This is a genomic window from Mycobacterium malmoense (assembly GCF_019645855.1).
In the GTDB taxonomy this organism is placed as follows: Bacteria; Actinomycetota; Actinomycetes; order Mycobacteriales; family Mycobacteriaceae; genus Mycobacterium; species Mycobacterium malmoense.
The window spans coordinates 2,927,288-2,940,521 of sequence record NZ_CP080999.1 but is presented as its reverse complement, the minus strand read 5'-3'; the positions used below and the strand labels follow the sequence as shown (position 1 = coordinate 2,940,521).

The following is a 13,234-nucleotide window of genomic DNA, read 5'->3' as shown; positions in this document are numbered from 1 at the left end:
ACTGGCAGCCACCTGACAATTAATGGGAAACATCGCTGATGTCAACAACTTCCGAAACGGACCTTCCGGTCATCCCCGCCCCGCGGGCCGCGCAGTGCCCGCTCGCGCCCCCGGCCGAGTTCGCGAATTGGCGGCAGGAGCCGGGGTTGCGACGCGCGATGTACCACGGCCGGCCCGCCTGGGTGGTGAGCCGCTACCAGGACATCAGGGCGGCGCTGCTGGATCCGCGGCTGTCCGCGGACACCATCCCGGCCTCCATGAAGCCGGCGAGCCCGGACAGCACCACACCGGTGATGTTCGCGCGGATCGACGACCCCGAGCATCATCGGTTGCGGCGCATGATGACCCGTGACTTCACCTTCCGGCGTTGCGAAGCGATGCGGCCGCAGGTTCAGGAATTGGTCGACGGGCACCTCGACGCGATGATCGGCAACGGCCCGCCCGCCGACCTGGTGCGCGATTTCGCCTTGCCGGTGCCGTCATTGGTGATCGCGCTGCTACTGGGCGTGCCGCCCGAAGGCTTGGGGCTCTTCCAGTACCACACCAGGATTGGACTGGAGACGAGCACGACCGACGAGCAGCGGGCGGAATCGTTCGTGGCGATGTATGCCTATCTCCTGGAGTTGGTGGATCGCAGGGTGGGCGATCCCGGCGATGATCTGATCAGCCGTCTGGTCACCGGCTACGTCGTGACCGGCCAGCTCACCCGCGAGACCGCAGCTATGACGGGTGTGGTCATGATGCTGGCCGGCCACGAAACCAGCGCCAACATGATTTCACTGGGAACCGTTGCGCTGCTTCAGCATCCCGACGTCTTCGAGCGGCTCGGCCAGACCGACGACCATGCCGTTGTCGCCAACGTCGTCGAAGAGCTCATGCGCTATCTCAGCATCGTGCACAGCCAGGTGGATCGTGTGGCGACCGAAGACCTCACCCTCGGCGGTCAGTCGATCCGCGCCGGGGACTTCGTCGTGATGAACCTGCCCGCCGGAAACTGGGACATCGAATTCGCCGACAACCCGGAGACCTTCGACGTCGACCGAAACACCCGCGGGCATTTGGGTTTTGGCTACGGCGTGCACCAATGCATCGGACAAAACCTCGCCCGGGTCGAAATGCAGGTCGCGTTCGCCACGGTGGCGCGTCGCCTACCCGGGCTGAAGCTGGCGGTATCCCCGGACGAGCTGAGGTTCAAAGAAGCCGACATCTACGGCATGAAGGAGCTGCCGGTCAGCTGGTAACCGTTTTGGCGCGCCCAACGTGGAGTCGTCGGGCGCAAAGGGGTCAGCAGCCGAAGGCCGCGCCGACACCATCCGGTGGTGGCACCGGCCGCAGGCAACCGAACGGCTGGATGCCGGCGGCGGCGAACCGTGCCGCCGACTGGTGGGCGTAGTTCACGCAGAACAGGCCCGCCTGATCGGCGCGGCAACGGTCGTCGCCGAATGACAGTGAATCGCCGTTCGCCAACTCGGGTCCGTTGCCGTTGATGAACGGACCGGGATCGGCGCGCGACGCGCCCACCTGGAGGTCCGTTCCGTCGAAGTCGACCCAGCCGCCCTGCCAGTCGCCGTAGGCCGTGTCCGGGCGGGGCGGGGGATTGCTCAGCTCCACCAGGCACGCCAGCGCGGCGCCGGTGTGTTTGGAATCCGTCATGCACGAAACTTTCCCGGACGTTGCGGTCAGCGCGATGTCGCTACCGAGCGGCGTGGCGACGCCGTCGCGCGTCACGGTGTGGAAGCGGCCGGGATCGGCGGGATGACCTGCCTCGATCCAGGCGATGACGTCGGAGATCGCCGCACCGGCGGCCGGCGCGGTCGACGGCGCCGGTGGTTTGCCGCCGGACGGTCCAGCGGTTGTCGAGGATGGCCGGGTGGTGGTCTGCGTCTGGCCCGACTGGCCGCCGACCGTGTGCGAGCAACCGGCAACGAGCAATGACGCTGCGATCAGCGCGACGATCCGCATCCCGTCAGGCTAACCGCCACGCCACGGATTCGGCGGCCACCCGAGCACTACGGTCGTAGTGTCGGCTACCGTCACGGGTATGCATGAGCGCACCGTTCGCGCCCGCACGGCCACCGGCATCGTCGAAGGTTTCACCCGCGACGGCGTAAACCGCTGGCGATCCATCCCGTACGCCCGACCGCCGGTGGGACGCCTGCGATTCCGGGCGCCGCAGCCGGCGCTGCCCTGGTCGGGTGTGCGGCACTGCCACGGCTTCGCCAACTGCGCGCCCCAGCAGCGCCGTTACACCATGCTCGGCCTATCGGGTTTCGGAGGCCGCTACCAGCCCATGAGCGAGGACTGCCTCACCCTCAACGTCGTCACCCCCGAAGCCGCCGGCGGCGAACCGCTGCCGGTCATGGTGTTCATTCACGGCGGCGGCTACATCCTGGGCAGCTCGGCCACACCGATTTACGACGGTGCGGGGCTGGCGCGTCGCGGTTGTGTGTACGTGTCGGTCAACTACCGGCTGGGCGCGCTGGGATGCCTGGACCTGTCGTCGCTGTCCACACCGGGCATCACCATCGACGGCAACCTATACCTGCGCGATCTGGTGGTGGCGCTGCGGTGGATCCGGGACAACATCGCCGAATTCGGCGGCGACCCGGACAAAGTCACCATCTTCGGGGAAAGCGCGGGCGCGCACATCACCGCCACGCTGCTCGCGGTTCCCGCCGCCGAAGGTCTTTTCGCCCAGGCGATTTCGGAAAGCCCGGCGTCGGGCATGGTGCGCTCCCAAGAGACCGCCGCCGAGTTCGCCACACGCTTTGCCCACCTCCTCGGCGCGCGCAAGCACGACGCCGCCAATGCCCTGATGCAGGCGTCCGCGGCGCAACTGGTGGAAACCCAACAGCGGCTCATCGACCAGGGCATGGAAAACAGGCTGGGCGCCTTCCCGATCGGCCCCTCCTTCGGCGACGACGTCCTGCCCGTCGACCCCATCGAGGCCATGCGGTCCGGCCGCGCGCATCGGGTGCCGCTCATCGTGGGCACCAACGCCGAAGAGGGCCGCCTGTTCACCCGCTTCTTGCGAATGCTGCCGACCAACGAATCGATGATCGAAGAGCTGCTGGCCGACGCGGAACCGGCTGACCGCGAACGCATTACCGCCGCTTACCCGGACTACCCGGCGCCGTCGGCATGCATCCAGCTCGGCGGCGACTTCGCGTTCAGCTCGGCGGCCTGGCAGATCGCCGAGGCCCACGGCAGCCACGCGCCCACCTACCTCTACCGGTACGACTACGCCCCGCGGACGCTGCGCTGGTCGGGTTTGGGCGCGACGCATGCCACCGAGTTGTTGGCGGTCTTCGACATCTATCGCAGCAGGTTCGGCGCACTGCTGACCGCCGCCGCCGACCGCCGCGCCGCGCTGCGGGTCAGCAACCAGGTGCAGCGCCGGTGGCGGTCCTTCAGCCGCACCGGGTCGCCGGGCGACGACTGGCCCGCGTACACCCCCGCCGACCGTGCCGTGATGGTCTTCGACCGCAAGAGCCGCATCGAGTTCGATCCGCACCCGCACCGCCGGATGGCGTGGGACGGCTTCTCACTGGCGCGTTGACCTGGCACGCTGACCCTCATGCACGCCGACACCGAGCAAGTCATCGAACGACCCAGTGATCTGACGGCCTCCTGGTTGACCGCGGCGATCGGCAAAGGACCCGTCGCCGACTTCGCCGTGGAGCGCATCGGCACCGGCCAGATGAGCGAGTGCTACCGCATCCGGCTCCACTACGCCGACCCCGGATCGAGCGGACCGGAGTCGGTGGTGCTGAAGGTCGCGGCCACCGATCCGGCAAGCCGGCAGACCGGGCTGGCCCTGGGCCTCTACGAGCGCGAGGTCCGCTTTTACGGCGACATCGCGCCGCGCCTGGCCGGGCCGATCGCGCCCTGCTATCACGCCGCGGTCGATAGCTCGACGGGCGTCTTCGACCTGTTGCTCGGCGATGCCGGGCCGGCGGTCGTCGGCGACGAGATCGCCGGCGCCACAGCCGAACAGGCCCGCCTCGCCGTCGTCGAGCTGGGACGGCTGCAGGGCCCGCTGCTCGGGGATGCCGCGCTGGCCGAAGCGCCATGGCTCAACCGCGAAACGCCGCTCAACCAAGCGATGATCGCCTCGTTGTACGCCGGTTTCATCGACCGGTACGGCGACCAGATCGCGCCGGAACACCGCCTGGTGTGCGAACGCCTGGTCGCCGGGTTCGACGGCTACCTCGTCGCGGGCTCAGAGCAGATCCAGGGCCTGGTGCACGGCGACTACCGGCTGGACAACATGTTGTTCGGCACCGCGGGCGCCGACCGCGCGCTGACCGTGGTCGACTGGCAGACCGTCTCCTGGGGCCCGGCGCTGACCGACCTGTCGTACTTCCTCGGCTGCGCGCCGCGCACTCAGGATCGTCGGGACCACTACGACGAATTGCTGCAGGCTTACCACGAGGCGCTGGGGCCGCAGGCGCCCATCACCCTCGCCGACGTCCGCGAAGGTGTCCGCCGCCAAAGCCTTTTCGGCGTGATGATGGCGATCGTCTCGTCGATGCTGGTGGAACGCACCGACCGCGGCGACCGGATGTTCATGACGATGCTGCAACGCAGCTGCGATCACGCGCTCGATACCGACGCGTTGGCGACGCTCCCAGTTGCCGCGCCGGGCGCGGCGATGCCGGAGCCGCTGCGACCGTTGGACGAGGACGAACTCGCGCACGCCCCCACCGCCGAACCGCTGTGGAGCGAGAGCTGGTACGCCGACTTCGTCGACGCGGCACAGGGATTGGGCGGCTGGTTCCGCATCGGGTTGATCGCCAACCAGCGGACGGCATGGGTGCATGCGCTGCTGTGCGGACCCGACATGCCGACCGTGGCCATCGTCGACAGCGAAGTCCCGCTGCCGGCGGACCCGTGGCTGCTCAGCACCGACGCCTTCGAGGTGGGCCACTCCGCCACCGAGCCTCTGCAGAGCTACCGCGTCGACGTGCGTGCGCGGGGTCGGGCATACCCGGACCCGTCGGCGTTGTTGCGCGGGGAGCCGGGAACCCCCGTCGAGGTGACGATGAATTTGGTGTGGGCCACCGACGGCACCCCGTACAAATACCGGCTCACGACGCGTTACGAAATCCCCTGCACCGTCTCGGGAACCGTCACCGTCGACGGCAAGAGCTACCACATCGACTCCGTCCCCGGACAGCGCGACCACTCCTGGGGGGTGCGCGACTGGTGGAGCATGGACTGGATCTGGAGCGCGCTGCACCTCGACGACGGCACCCACCTGCACGGCGTCAACATTCGCATTCCGGGCGCACCAACGTTTAGCATCGGCTACGTCCAGGGCGCCGACGGCAACGTCACCGAGCTGCAGGCCGTCGCATCGCGGGAAGCCTTCGGCAACAACGGATTACCGCTGAACGCGACACTGACCCTCAACCCGGGCGAGATCACCGCGGAGGTGGGCGTGCGCGGCCACGCGCCGGTGCGCCTGACCGCCGCCGACGGACGGGTGAGCCAGTTCCCGCGCGTCTGGGCGAGCGTCAGCACGGCCGACGGCCGCAACGGCGTTGGTTGGGTCGAATGGAACCGCAACCTCGTGCACTAGCCACGCCGTCACCCGTCGTGGTGATGGGCGTCTCCGGATCGGGCAAGTCGACGGTGGGTTCCGCACTCGCGCAACGGTTGCGGGTGCCCTTCGTGGACGCCGACACCCTGCACCCCCCGGGCAACATCGCCAAGATGACCGCCGGTGAACCGCTCACCGACGACGATCGCCACCCCTGGCTGGAGAACGTCGGCGCGTGGCTGGCCGGCCACCGCGACGGCGGCGTGGTGAGTTGTTCGGCGCTCAAACACAAATACCGCGACCAACTCCGGGCGCACTGCCCGCACGCCGAATTCCTTCACCTCAGCGGTTCACCGGAACTCATCGGCGGCCGGCTTGCCGCCAGGGCTGATCACTTCATGCCGGCCACGCTGCTGCGGTCGCAATTCGACGCGCTGGAACCCCTCGGCGCCGACGAGTCCGGTGTCACCGTGGATGCCGCGCAAGACGTCGGCGCGATCGTCGACGCCTTTCTGGCGTGGTCGGCGGCGCTGCGGCACCCGGGCGCATAAGCCATGTACGCGGCTGTCTTCGCAGTGCGTCCTAGCTCCGGCGCTTTGCGTGTGAAGCTTGGGCTTTGCCTGTGAGTTCAAGGCTTTCGGCGTGAAGGCTCGGCGGGAAAATCGCCGAATCGACACCCTAGCTTCACACCGAAAGCCCTGGTCTCACACGCCGCCGCGAGCGCTCGGTTACCAGCGGCGCTTGCGACGACGAGCCGTAACCTCGTCGCCGACCCGTTCGCGGGCCGCTTCGGCCAGTTGACTGCCACGCGCAACCGCCGTGTCGGCCAACTTCTCGCCGCGTTCGCGTGCCTTCTCCGCCAGCGGGGCGCCCTTCTCGGCCGCCGTGGCGGCCAGCTTCTCGCCACGCTTGCGTGCCTTCTCGGCCAGCGGGGCGCCCTTCTCGACGGCGGTGCTGGCCAGTTCGCGGCCACGTTCGAGGGCGGCTTCGGCGTAGGGCGCGCTGCGTTCAGCGGCCGTGGCGGCCAGTTCACGGCCGCGTTCGGCACCGACCTGCAACCCGCGCACGATCTTGTCCCCGAGTTCTCCGAAGTCGGCCTCAAGCGTGTCCTCGGTTCCCGGCAGCGCCGAGGACACCCGCTCGGAGAGTCGTTCCGCCGCCCGGCGGCCGCGCCATCCCAGCGACGGCTTGCCGGCCGTATCGGCGGACGCGATCAGCAGGCCGCCCAGCAGGCTGAGGTCGGTCAGGAATTCCCGGCGCTTCTGCGCTTTGACCTCTGGATCGCTCTCGCTCCAGAACATGTGCGCACCGAGATTGGCCGGTAGCACCGTGAAGGCAAGGGCCGCCGAAGCGACGCGGGGCGCCTTGCCGGTGGCAAGCAGCAGGCCGCCACCGATCTGAACGGCGGCGTTGATCTGTGCGAACGTCTGGGCGTCGCTGGGAATGCTGCTGCCCACCGGATCCGGCAATGCCCGAAGACCATCCACCGTGGGCGCAGCGGCTTCCGCCGCGGACTTGGGATTGAGCAGCGAGTCGATTCCTTGGCCGATGAACACCGCCGACAACAGGGGCCGCGCGATTCTGCGGATCAACATGGCAGCTGTATTACCCCGCTGGCCGGCAAACAAACCGTCCGCCTTATTGACCCAGCTAGCCGGCCGTGGCGTTGGCCCGAAGACGCTATGGTGGAGCGCGTGCGGGCGTTGATCATCGTCGACGTGCAGAACGACTTCTGCAAGGGCGGCTCGGTGCCGGTAGCCGGCGGCGCCGCCCTGGCCTCCGCCATCAACGACTATCTGGCCCGCGAGCCCGGGTACCAACACGTCGTGGCCACTCAGGACTTCCACGTCGACCCGGGTGACCACTTCTCCGACCACCCGGACTATTCGTCGTCCTGGCCGCCGCACTGCGTCGCCGGAAGTCGCGGTGCGGATTTCTATCCCGACCTTGACACCAGCCGAATCGAGGCCGTCTTCCGCAAGGGCGCTTACGCCGCGGCCTACAGCGGCTTCGAGGGCGTCGACGAGAACGGGACCCCGCTGCTCGAGTGGTTACGGCAGCGGGGGGTCGACGAGGTCGACATCGTCGGCATCGCCACCGACCATTGCGTCCGGCGGACCGCGGAGGACGCGGCGCGGGCCGGCCTGGCCACGCGGGTGCTGGTGGACCTGACAGCGGCCGTGGCGCCGGGTTCGGCCGCGGACGCGCTGACGGAGATGCGAACCGTCGGCGTCGAACTAGTCGGCGGGCCCTGATGGCGGTGCCCTTGGACCGGGAACAGTTGCTCGCCGCCGTCGAGCGGTCGCCGAAGGCGGCCGCCGCGCACGACCGCGCCGGGTGGGTTGCGCTGTTCACCGCCGACGGCCGAATCGAAGACCCGGTGGGCTCGCGACCACACGTGGGGCACACCCAGATCGGCCACTTTTACGACACCTTCATCGGTCCGCGGGACATCAAGTTCCATCGCGACCTCGACATCGTCTTCGGCACCGTCGTTTTGCGCGATCTCGATCTCGAGGTGACGATGGGTTCGGCCGTGACGATGTACATACCCGCGTTTCTGCGCTATGACCTCCGAGAAGTGAACGGGCAGTGGCAGATTGGCGAGCTGCGGGCCTATTGGGAGTTGCCGGCCATGATGCTGCAGTTCCTGCGAACCGGGCCTGGCGCAGCCGTACCCGCCCTGCAACTGTCGCGCGGTTTGTTGGCCAATCAGGGATTGCGGGGGACCGCGGGCTTCCTGAGCGGCTTCCGGCGGCCGGGTGCACGGCCCAAGAAGCTGGTCGAAGCATTCCTCGGCGCCGTCGCGCGGGGAGACGAGTCCAGCGCGCGTGCGCTATCGCCAACCACCACAATAACTTTGGGCGACAACGACCCGCTCGACATCGCCGAACTCCTCGAGCAACTCAACGAGGCCAGCTGGACCAAGACGATCGGTGCGGGACCGACGGTCGCGGTCTCACTCAGCTCGGCTCACGGGCGCGGCATCATGTTCGCCGATGTGGCGTGGCGGGGCAACGGGATCCGCCGAATCCGGTATTTTCCCGCCTGATCGCCTGGCAGGGGCCCTTGTGTCGGGGGTTTGCTGGTCGTACTGCACCGGTGTGGCAAATATGTGCTGGGGATCGTCTCGGGGTAGTGTCGCTTTGAACTAAAATTCCGGGGGGGGGGTAACTCCAGGCCTTCCTAAAAAGCCACAAGCATTGATTCCACTATCTCGCATAGTTTGCAGTGATCGATGTTTGCGGGATGAATCTGATCAATAACGCCCGAACTCGCCCGAATCTCAGGTTGTTCTCAGCTACTTTCTGACCATCAGATTTTGACTCACCGATCGAAGGAGATGGTCGTGGATCTCGCAGCCCGCCCCCACATCACCGCTGCAGTGGCCCTGGCCGCCGCCGGCGTCATCACCATCGCGCCCATAACCCAGCACCTGCGCCTGACCCAACACCTCCCCACAGTGAGCGTGTCCGACATCCAGCTCACCGACGCCGCCAGCAGCGTGATGGACCTGTTCTCTGGCGTAGAGAACGAACTCGCCTCGCTCGCTGGCGGAGCAACCGCGGCCGCGGTGCCCGCGGCCGCCCTCACCGACTTCATCAACCCGGCCGCGCTACCGCTGCCTATAGCGACGTGGGTTACCACTTTCCAGAACGCGGGCGCCAACCTGCAGACAACCGCCAATTTGATCCAAGCACTTCCGGCCCCGGTCGCCCAGCAGGTCGCCGCCAACTGGGCCTCCTACGCCGACCTGTATGTCTCAACATGGCAAACCGCCGCGAAGAACGCCGTCAATCTCTACACGGGAACCGCGAGTGCCGATTTCTGGCCGCTCCTGAACATGGCGTTCAACCAGATCGCCTCAGGCAACATTAGCGGCGCGTTAACCAATGTGTTCGATGCCTTCTACCAGAACCCATTCATATCGATCGGAGAGCCTCTGGAAACGATTTTGAAGATCCCCGCTTACCTCACCCAGAACCTGGCGAACACCACCAACTATCTGACGACGACCGGAGTCACCGATATAGGTCTCGTTGGGTTCATCACACTCCCAACCCTGGTCGAGCAGGCGTTCGGAAACAGTCTTCAAGCCGCGTCTACTGCGTGGGCCGGTGGGGACCCAGTGGGGGCGATTAGCAATCTGTTCAACATCCCCGGCGCCGTGGTCAATGCCTTCCTCAACGGCCCTGGGACGGGAGGCTTGCTCGGTCGCTTCCTCAACAACACTGTGTTGAAGACTCTCGCCCCGGGTCTGGCGAAGTCGATCGTGGCTCCCAACGCGGTGAATATCGCGACCGGCGGGAGTCTTCAGACCGCACTGCAGGGTTTTGTGACCCAGTTGACCAATGGCTGGCCATCCCTGAGCAACGTTATCCCCAGCGCTAGTGCCGGATTGACCACGCTGTTGCAAAGCGTGGCGTCGAATCTGCCGTCGATGTTGTCCAGCTTCGGTGCGACGCTGGCAACCAATATCGGGTTGTTGATCTCCAACCTGCTCAAATTGCTCTGAGTCCGCTAACGGTTGCCGATGCGAGCCGGTGACCGCCAACGGCGATTGGCCCCCTTCGCAAGAAGGGGGCCGATCGTTGTACGCCCAGCATGGATATTCGCTTGGAGGTGTGAGTCCTTTGGAGGAGAAGGTGGTTTAACTCCTAGTTGATGGCAACTGCGTCACTGTGAGGTGGGGTGGGAAGGAAGCCGGAGATGAAATCCTGCACCGAGGGATACGAATCGCATAGAAGGCATGCCGGTTGGGGTGAGCCAGCAACGGATGGTGAAGCCCGTTGCCCCGAAGCGGCTGGTGTGTAAATGCGGCGGGGGCAGGAGGAAAGTGGATGTTCTTATCTGGGGAGATCTGTCCTGGTGCGTCGGTGAGGGTGCCGAAGCGACACGGTTCGTGAGGGCGGTGTTGATGGGGCAGAAGTCAGCAGAGGCCGTAGTACCGGAGGGGATGGTTGGTCGCGCCGGGAAGGGCTGAACGCTGGGAATTGATGGTTTGATGCGGTGCTTCTCGTGAAGATTGCGGTGATCGCAGCCAACCCGCGAACGCGGGGCAGACGGAAGTGGAGGGACCGGTGAATCCGGAAGTGCCGTCGTCTGTGCGTAGTGGTCTTTCGGTGGGTGCTGGAAAGGACGTCAGGGACGGTCAGGGATTGTGGGGGCAGGTGTTTGCTCCACGGAACTTGATGGTCGCGCTGGAACGTGTCGAGCGTAATCGGGGCGCGGCGGGTGTGGACGGTATGAGCACGCAGGAGTTGCGGGGCTGGTGTCGTGAGCATTGGGCCGAGGTCAAGGTGGCGTTGGATGCGGGCACGTATCGCCCGTCGCCGGTGCGTCAGGTGATGATTCCCAAACCTGATGGCGGGCAACGGAAATTGGGGGTGCCCACGGTGCTGGATCGGTTGATCTAGCAGGCTATCGCGCAAGTGCTGGTCCCGGTGTTTGATCCGGGGTTTGTGCCGGTTTCTTATGGGTTCCGGCCGGGCAAAAGCGCCCACGATGCGGTCAAGGTCGCCAGGTTGGTGATCGAGCAAGGGTATCGGTGGGTGGTCGCAGTGGACCTGGATGCGTTTTTCGATCGGGTCAACCACGACGTGCTGATGGCCCGGGTTGCGCGCAAGGTGAACGACAAACCGCTGCTCAAGCTGATCCGCTGCTATGTGCAGGCGGGGATCATGGCTGATGGGGTGCGGCAGTCGGTGAGCCAGGGGACCCCGCAGGGGTCGCCGTTATCGCCGTTGTTGTCCAACATCATGGGCGATGATTTCGATCAGGAGTTCTGGGCGCGTGGGCATCGGTTTGTCCGGTATGCCGACGATATCCGGGTCTTTGTGAAATCGAAGCGAGCTGCCCAGCGGGTGCTCGACCAGAGCACCATGCTGCTCGAGCAGCGGTTGAAACTGAAGGTGAACCAGGGCAAGTCCTCGATCACTCCGGCCACCTCAGCGTTGCTGTTGGGGTTCGGGTTCTTCTTCACCGGCTCCGAGGTCAAGATCCGGGTCGCGCCCAAGGCGTGGCAACGGGTCAAAGCACGCATCCGCGCGCTGACGTCGCGGCGGTGGAGTGTGTCCATGGGATACCGCATCATGCGGCTCAACCAGTACGTCCGGGGATGGATGGGATATTTCCGGCTAGCGCAAACCCCGCGCAAGTTCCGTGACCTGGACGAATGGTACCGCCGCCGGATGCGCCAGATCCGTTGGAAGGAATGGAAACGCGGCCGCACCAGGGCCACGAACCTGCGTAAGCTCGGGATCCGGGCTGATCTGGCCTGGCAATGGGGCAACAGCAGTCGCGGTTACTGGCGGGTCGCCGGCTCACCAATCCTCTCGCGGGCCCTGCCCAATGTGTACTGGGAAGGGCTTGGCCTCACCTTCTTTCACCAAGCCTGGACCAGATTCCAGCGACCCAGCGAACCGCCGTATGCGAGGCCCGCACGTACGGTGGTGTGAGAGGAGGGCCGGCAAACCCGGCCCTCCTACTCGATTCCCGGATACGCCACACCGTGTGGATTGGCGCACTATGGCTAAAATCTGACTTGGCTCACGAGCCGCGACTCGGGGTGAACGGCCGGTCATCGACCCGAGTTTTGTTTCCCGGCCGGGTCGAAAAGGTGTGCACCACACTCGGATCCAAGAGCGCACTATGAGAGTCGCCCGGCCTTGGGTGTCGCCGAATCGAGACGAAATATGCTGGTGTGCAACGGTGTTCCGCCGCGAGCTACCTGCTCGCCGCGGGCCGGGCCGGCCTGGTGTCGGCGTGAACTGCGGGCTGAGTCGACCACGTCGTGGTGGTCACATATGTCACTCGCGTCTCGGCGTCGCAGGCACACCCGATGCGCCCGCCTACGAGCGACAAGCGATTGGCTGTCGCTGAGAGGCGGGCACATCGTCGTATGCCGGCCGGCGAGTAGCCCATGTGACACAAGGGATTAACGCACGACTTTGGCCCACCTCGTGCTGTCGGCCGCAACCTACCTGCAAAAATTTGATGGAGTATGCGCTGTCACGTTGACGATTCGTCGTGCGGAAGTGTCGGAGGTGCTGGGACCCCGACCGCCGACGAACTTACGAATCAGGCCGCCAGCCGCAGCGGATCACCTTGTTACCAAACGAGTTCGCACACCGTCCAGCCACGGCACATCGAGCCGGTGCGGATGCGCGGCAAGGTGGCGGGCCATGAAGCCACGCATAGCCCCGCTCAGCGCGCAACCATCAGCGCCAGCGTCGCCGCCGACAGGCCCAAGAACGCGCCGGGAAACGCGATGTTGTAGATGACGTGCGCCCGTACGTGCGTCGCGACCGCACCGACAAAGAACAGGACCAGGCCGACGGCGGCCGCAATTCCCAACGCCCGCAGGCCCAGGATCCCGACGACCAGCCCGACGGCCCCGGCCAGCTTGACCAGGCCCAGCGCCGGCAACCAGGAACGCGGCACGCCGACCTCGGCCGAATTGGCCAGCACGAATCCCGCGGGGATGAGGTCGGCCACGGCGATTCCGCCGGTGACGAGCGCGGTGGTTACCGTCACAATGATGAGCGCCGTGTTCATCGGATCAATCCCTTGTCTTGCAGCCATTTCCGCAGCGGCGAGCCGAATGGCCGCGGAGCCCGGTCCGGCGCACAATCGGTAGGGTCATGGTGCTGGTCTCCTTTGCGACAGAGAGTTCGATGGATGTGGTCA

At 66.1% G+C, this 13,234-nt stretch carries 12 protein-coding genes; 9 read left to right on the top strand and 3 right to left on the bottom strand.

Going from position 1 to position 13,234, the window contains the following annotated elements:
• Positions 1-38 precede the first annotated feature (38 nt).
• Positions 39-1,241, top strand: a complete 1,203-nt coding sequence (locus tag K3U93_RS13700) for a cytochrome P450 (RefSeq protein ID WP_083012916.1) — start codon at positions 39-41, stop codon at positions 1,239-1,241.
• Between the two features lie 43 nt (positions 1,242-1,284).
• Here K3U93_RS13700 and K3U93_RS13695 read toward each other — a convergent pair whose 3' ends face one another.
• Positions 1,285-1,962, bottom strand: coding sequence for a hypothetical protein (locus K3U93_RS13695; protein ID WP_083012918.1), 678 nt, complete (start codon positions 1,960-1,962; stop codon positions 1,285-1,287).
• A 79-nt stretch (positions 1,963-2,041) separates the two neighbouring features.
• Between K3U93_RS13695 and K3U93_RS13690 the strand changes: the two genes are divergently transcribed.
• The 3 genes from K3U93_RS13690 to K3U93_RS13680 are packed head-to-tail and all read left to right on the top strand — an operon-like array spanning position 2,042 to position 6,096.
• Entirely contained in the window at positions 2,042-3,559 is a 1,518-nt protein-coding gene (locus tag K3U93_RS13690; protein WP_083012921.1) for a carboxylesterase/lipase family protein, read from the top strand.
• Positions 3,560-3,577: 18 nt separating this feature from the next.
• Positions 3,578-5,584 carry a DUF7064 domain-containing protein gene (locus K3U93_RS13685; RefSeq protein WP_083012923.1) on the top strand — a complete coding sequence of 669 codons (2,007 nt, stop codon included), beginning with the start codon at positions 3,578-3,580 and terminating at the stop codon, positions 5,582-5,584.
• Positions 5,560-6,096 (top strand): gluconokinase, encoded by a 537-nt coding sequence (locus tag K3U93_RS13680; RefSeq protein ID WP_230981248.1) that lies wholly within the window; start codon positions 5,560-5,562, stop codon positions 6,094-6,096. Before K3U93_RS13685 ends, K3U93_RS13680 begins: the two co-directional genes overlap by 25 nt.
• A 177-nt stretch (positions 6,097-6,273) precedes the next feature.
• Here K3U93_RS13680 and K3U93_RS13675 read toward each other — a convergent pair whose 3' ends face one another.
• A complete protein-coding gene (locus K3U93_RS13675; RefSeq protein ID WP_083012929.1) occupies positions 6,274-7,140 on the bottom strand; it encodes a DoxX family protein in 867 nt (288 codons plus the stop codon).
• Between the two features lie 99 nt (positions 7,141-7,239).
• On the opposite strand from K3U93_RS13675, the gene pncA reads away from it, so the two are divergent.
• The 5 genes from pncA (at position 7,240) to K3U93_RS13650 (ending at position 12,003) form a co-directional block, all read left to right on the top strand.
• Positions 7,240-7,800 (top strand): pyrazinamidase PncA, encoded by a 561-nt coding sequence (pncA, locus tag K3U93_RS13670; RefSeq protein ID WP_176220089.1) that lies wholly within the window; start codon positions 7,240-7,242, stop codon positions 7,798-7,800.
• On the top strand, positions 7,800-8,597 hold the full coding sequence (locus tag K3U93_RS13665; protein ID WP_083012935.1) for a ketosteroid isomerase family protein: 798 nt from the start codon (positions 7,800-7,802) through the stop codon (positions 8,595-8,597). Before pncA ends, K3U93_RS13665 begins: the two co-directional genes overlap by 1 nt.
• 291 nt (positions 8,598-8,888) lie before the next feature.
• Complete coding sequence (locus K3U93_RS13660) at positions 8,889-10,061, top strand: hypothetical protein (protein WP_083012938.1); 1,173 nt, start codon at positions 8,889-8,891, stop codon at positions 10,059-10,061.
• Positions 10,062-10,716: 655 nt separating this feature from the next.
• Positions 10,717-10,962 (top strand): hypothetical protein, encoded by a 246-nt coding sequence (locus K3U93_RS13655; RefSeq protein ID WP_220688537.1) that lies wholly within the window; start codon positions 10,717-10,719, stop codon positions 10,960-10,962.
• 15 nt (positions 10,963-10,977) lie between these two features.
• On the top strand, positions 10,978-12,003 hold the full coding sequence (locus K3U93_RS13650) for a reverse transcriptase domain-containing protein (RefSeq protein WP_269142718.1): 1,026 nt from the start codon (positions 10,978-10,980) through the stop codon (positions 12,001-12,003).
• Positions 12,004-12,751: 748 nt separating this feature from the next.
• Here the strand turns inward: K3U93_RS13650 and K3U93_RS13645 are convergent.
• Positions 12,752-13,102, bottom strand: coding sequence for a DoxX family protein (locus K3U93_RS13645; RefSeq protein WP_083012858.1), 351 nt, complete (start codon positions 13,100-13,102; stop codon positions 12,752-12,754).
• Positions 13,103-13,234 lie beyond the last annotated feature (132 nt).

What these genes read in the sequence shown, in the direction of transcription:
- K3U93_RS13700 (WP_083012916.1), top strand. Translation starts at nt 39, where the DNA reads ATGTCAACAACTTCCGAAACGGACCTTCCGGTCATCCCCGCCCCGCGG.
- K3U93_RS13675 (WP_083012929.1), bottom strand. Translation starts at nt 7,140, where the DNA reads ATGTTGATCCGCAGAATCGCGCGGCCCCTGTTGTCGGCGGTGTTCATC.
- K3U93_RS13685 (WP_083012923.1), top strand. Translation starts at nt 3,578, where the DNA reads ATGCACGCCGACACCGAGCAAGTCATCGAACGACCCAGTGATCTGACG.
- K3U93_RS13660 (WP_083012938.1), top strand. Translation starts at nt 8,889, where the DNA reads ATGGTCGTGGATCTCGCAGCCCGCCCCCACATCACCGCTGCAGTGGCC.
- K3U93_RS13665 (WP_083012935.1), top strand. Translation starts at nt 7,800, where the DNA reads ATGGCGGTGCCCTTGGACCGGGAACAGTTGCTCGCCGCCGTCGAGCGG.
- K3U93_RS13645 (WP_083012858.1), bottom strand. Translation starts at nt 13,102, where the DNA reads ATGAACACGGCGCTCATCATTGTGACGGTAACCACCGCGCTCGTCACC.
- K3U93_RS13695 (WP_083012918.1), bottom strand. Translation starts at nt 1,962, where the DNA reads ATGCGGATCGTCGCGCTGATCGCAGCGTCATTGCTCGTTGCCGGTTGC.
- K3U93_RS13690 (WP_083012921.1), top strand. Translation starts at nt 2,042, where the DNA reads ATGCATGAGCGCACCGTTCGCGCCCGCACGGCCACCGGCATCGTCGAA.
- K3U93_RS13680 (WP_230981248.1), top strand. Translation starts at nt 5,560, where the DNA reads ATGGAACCGCAACCTCGTGCACTAGCCACGCCGTCACCCGTCGTGGTG.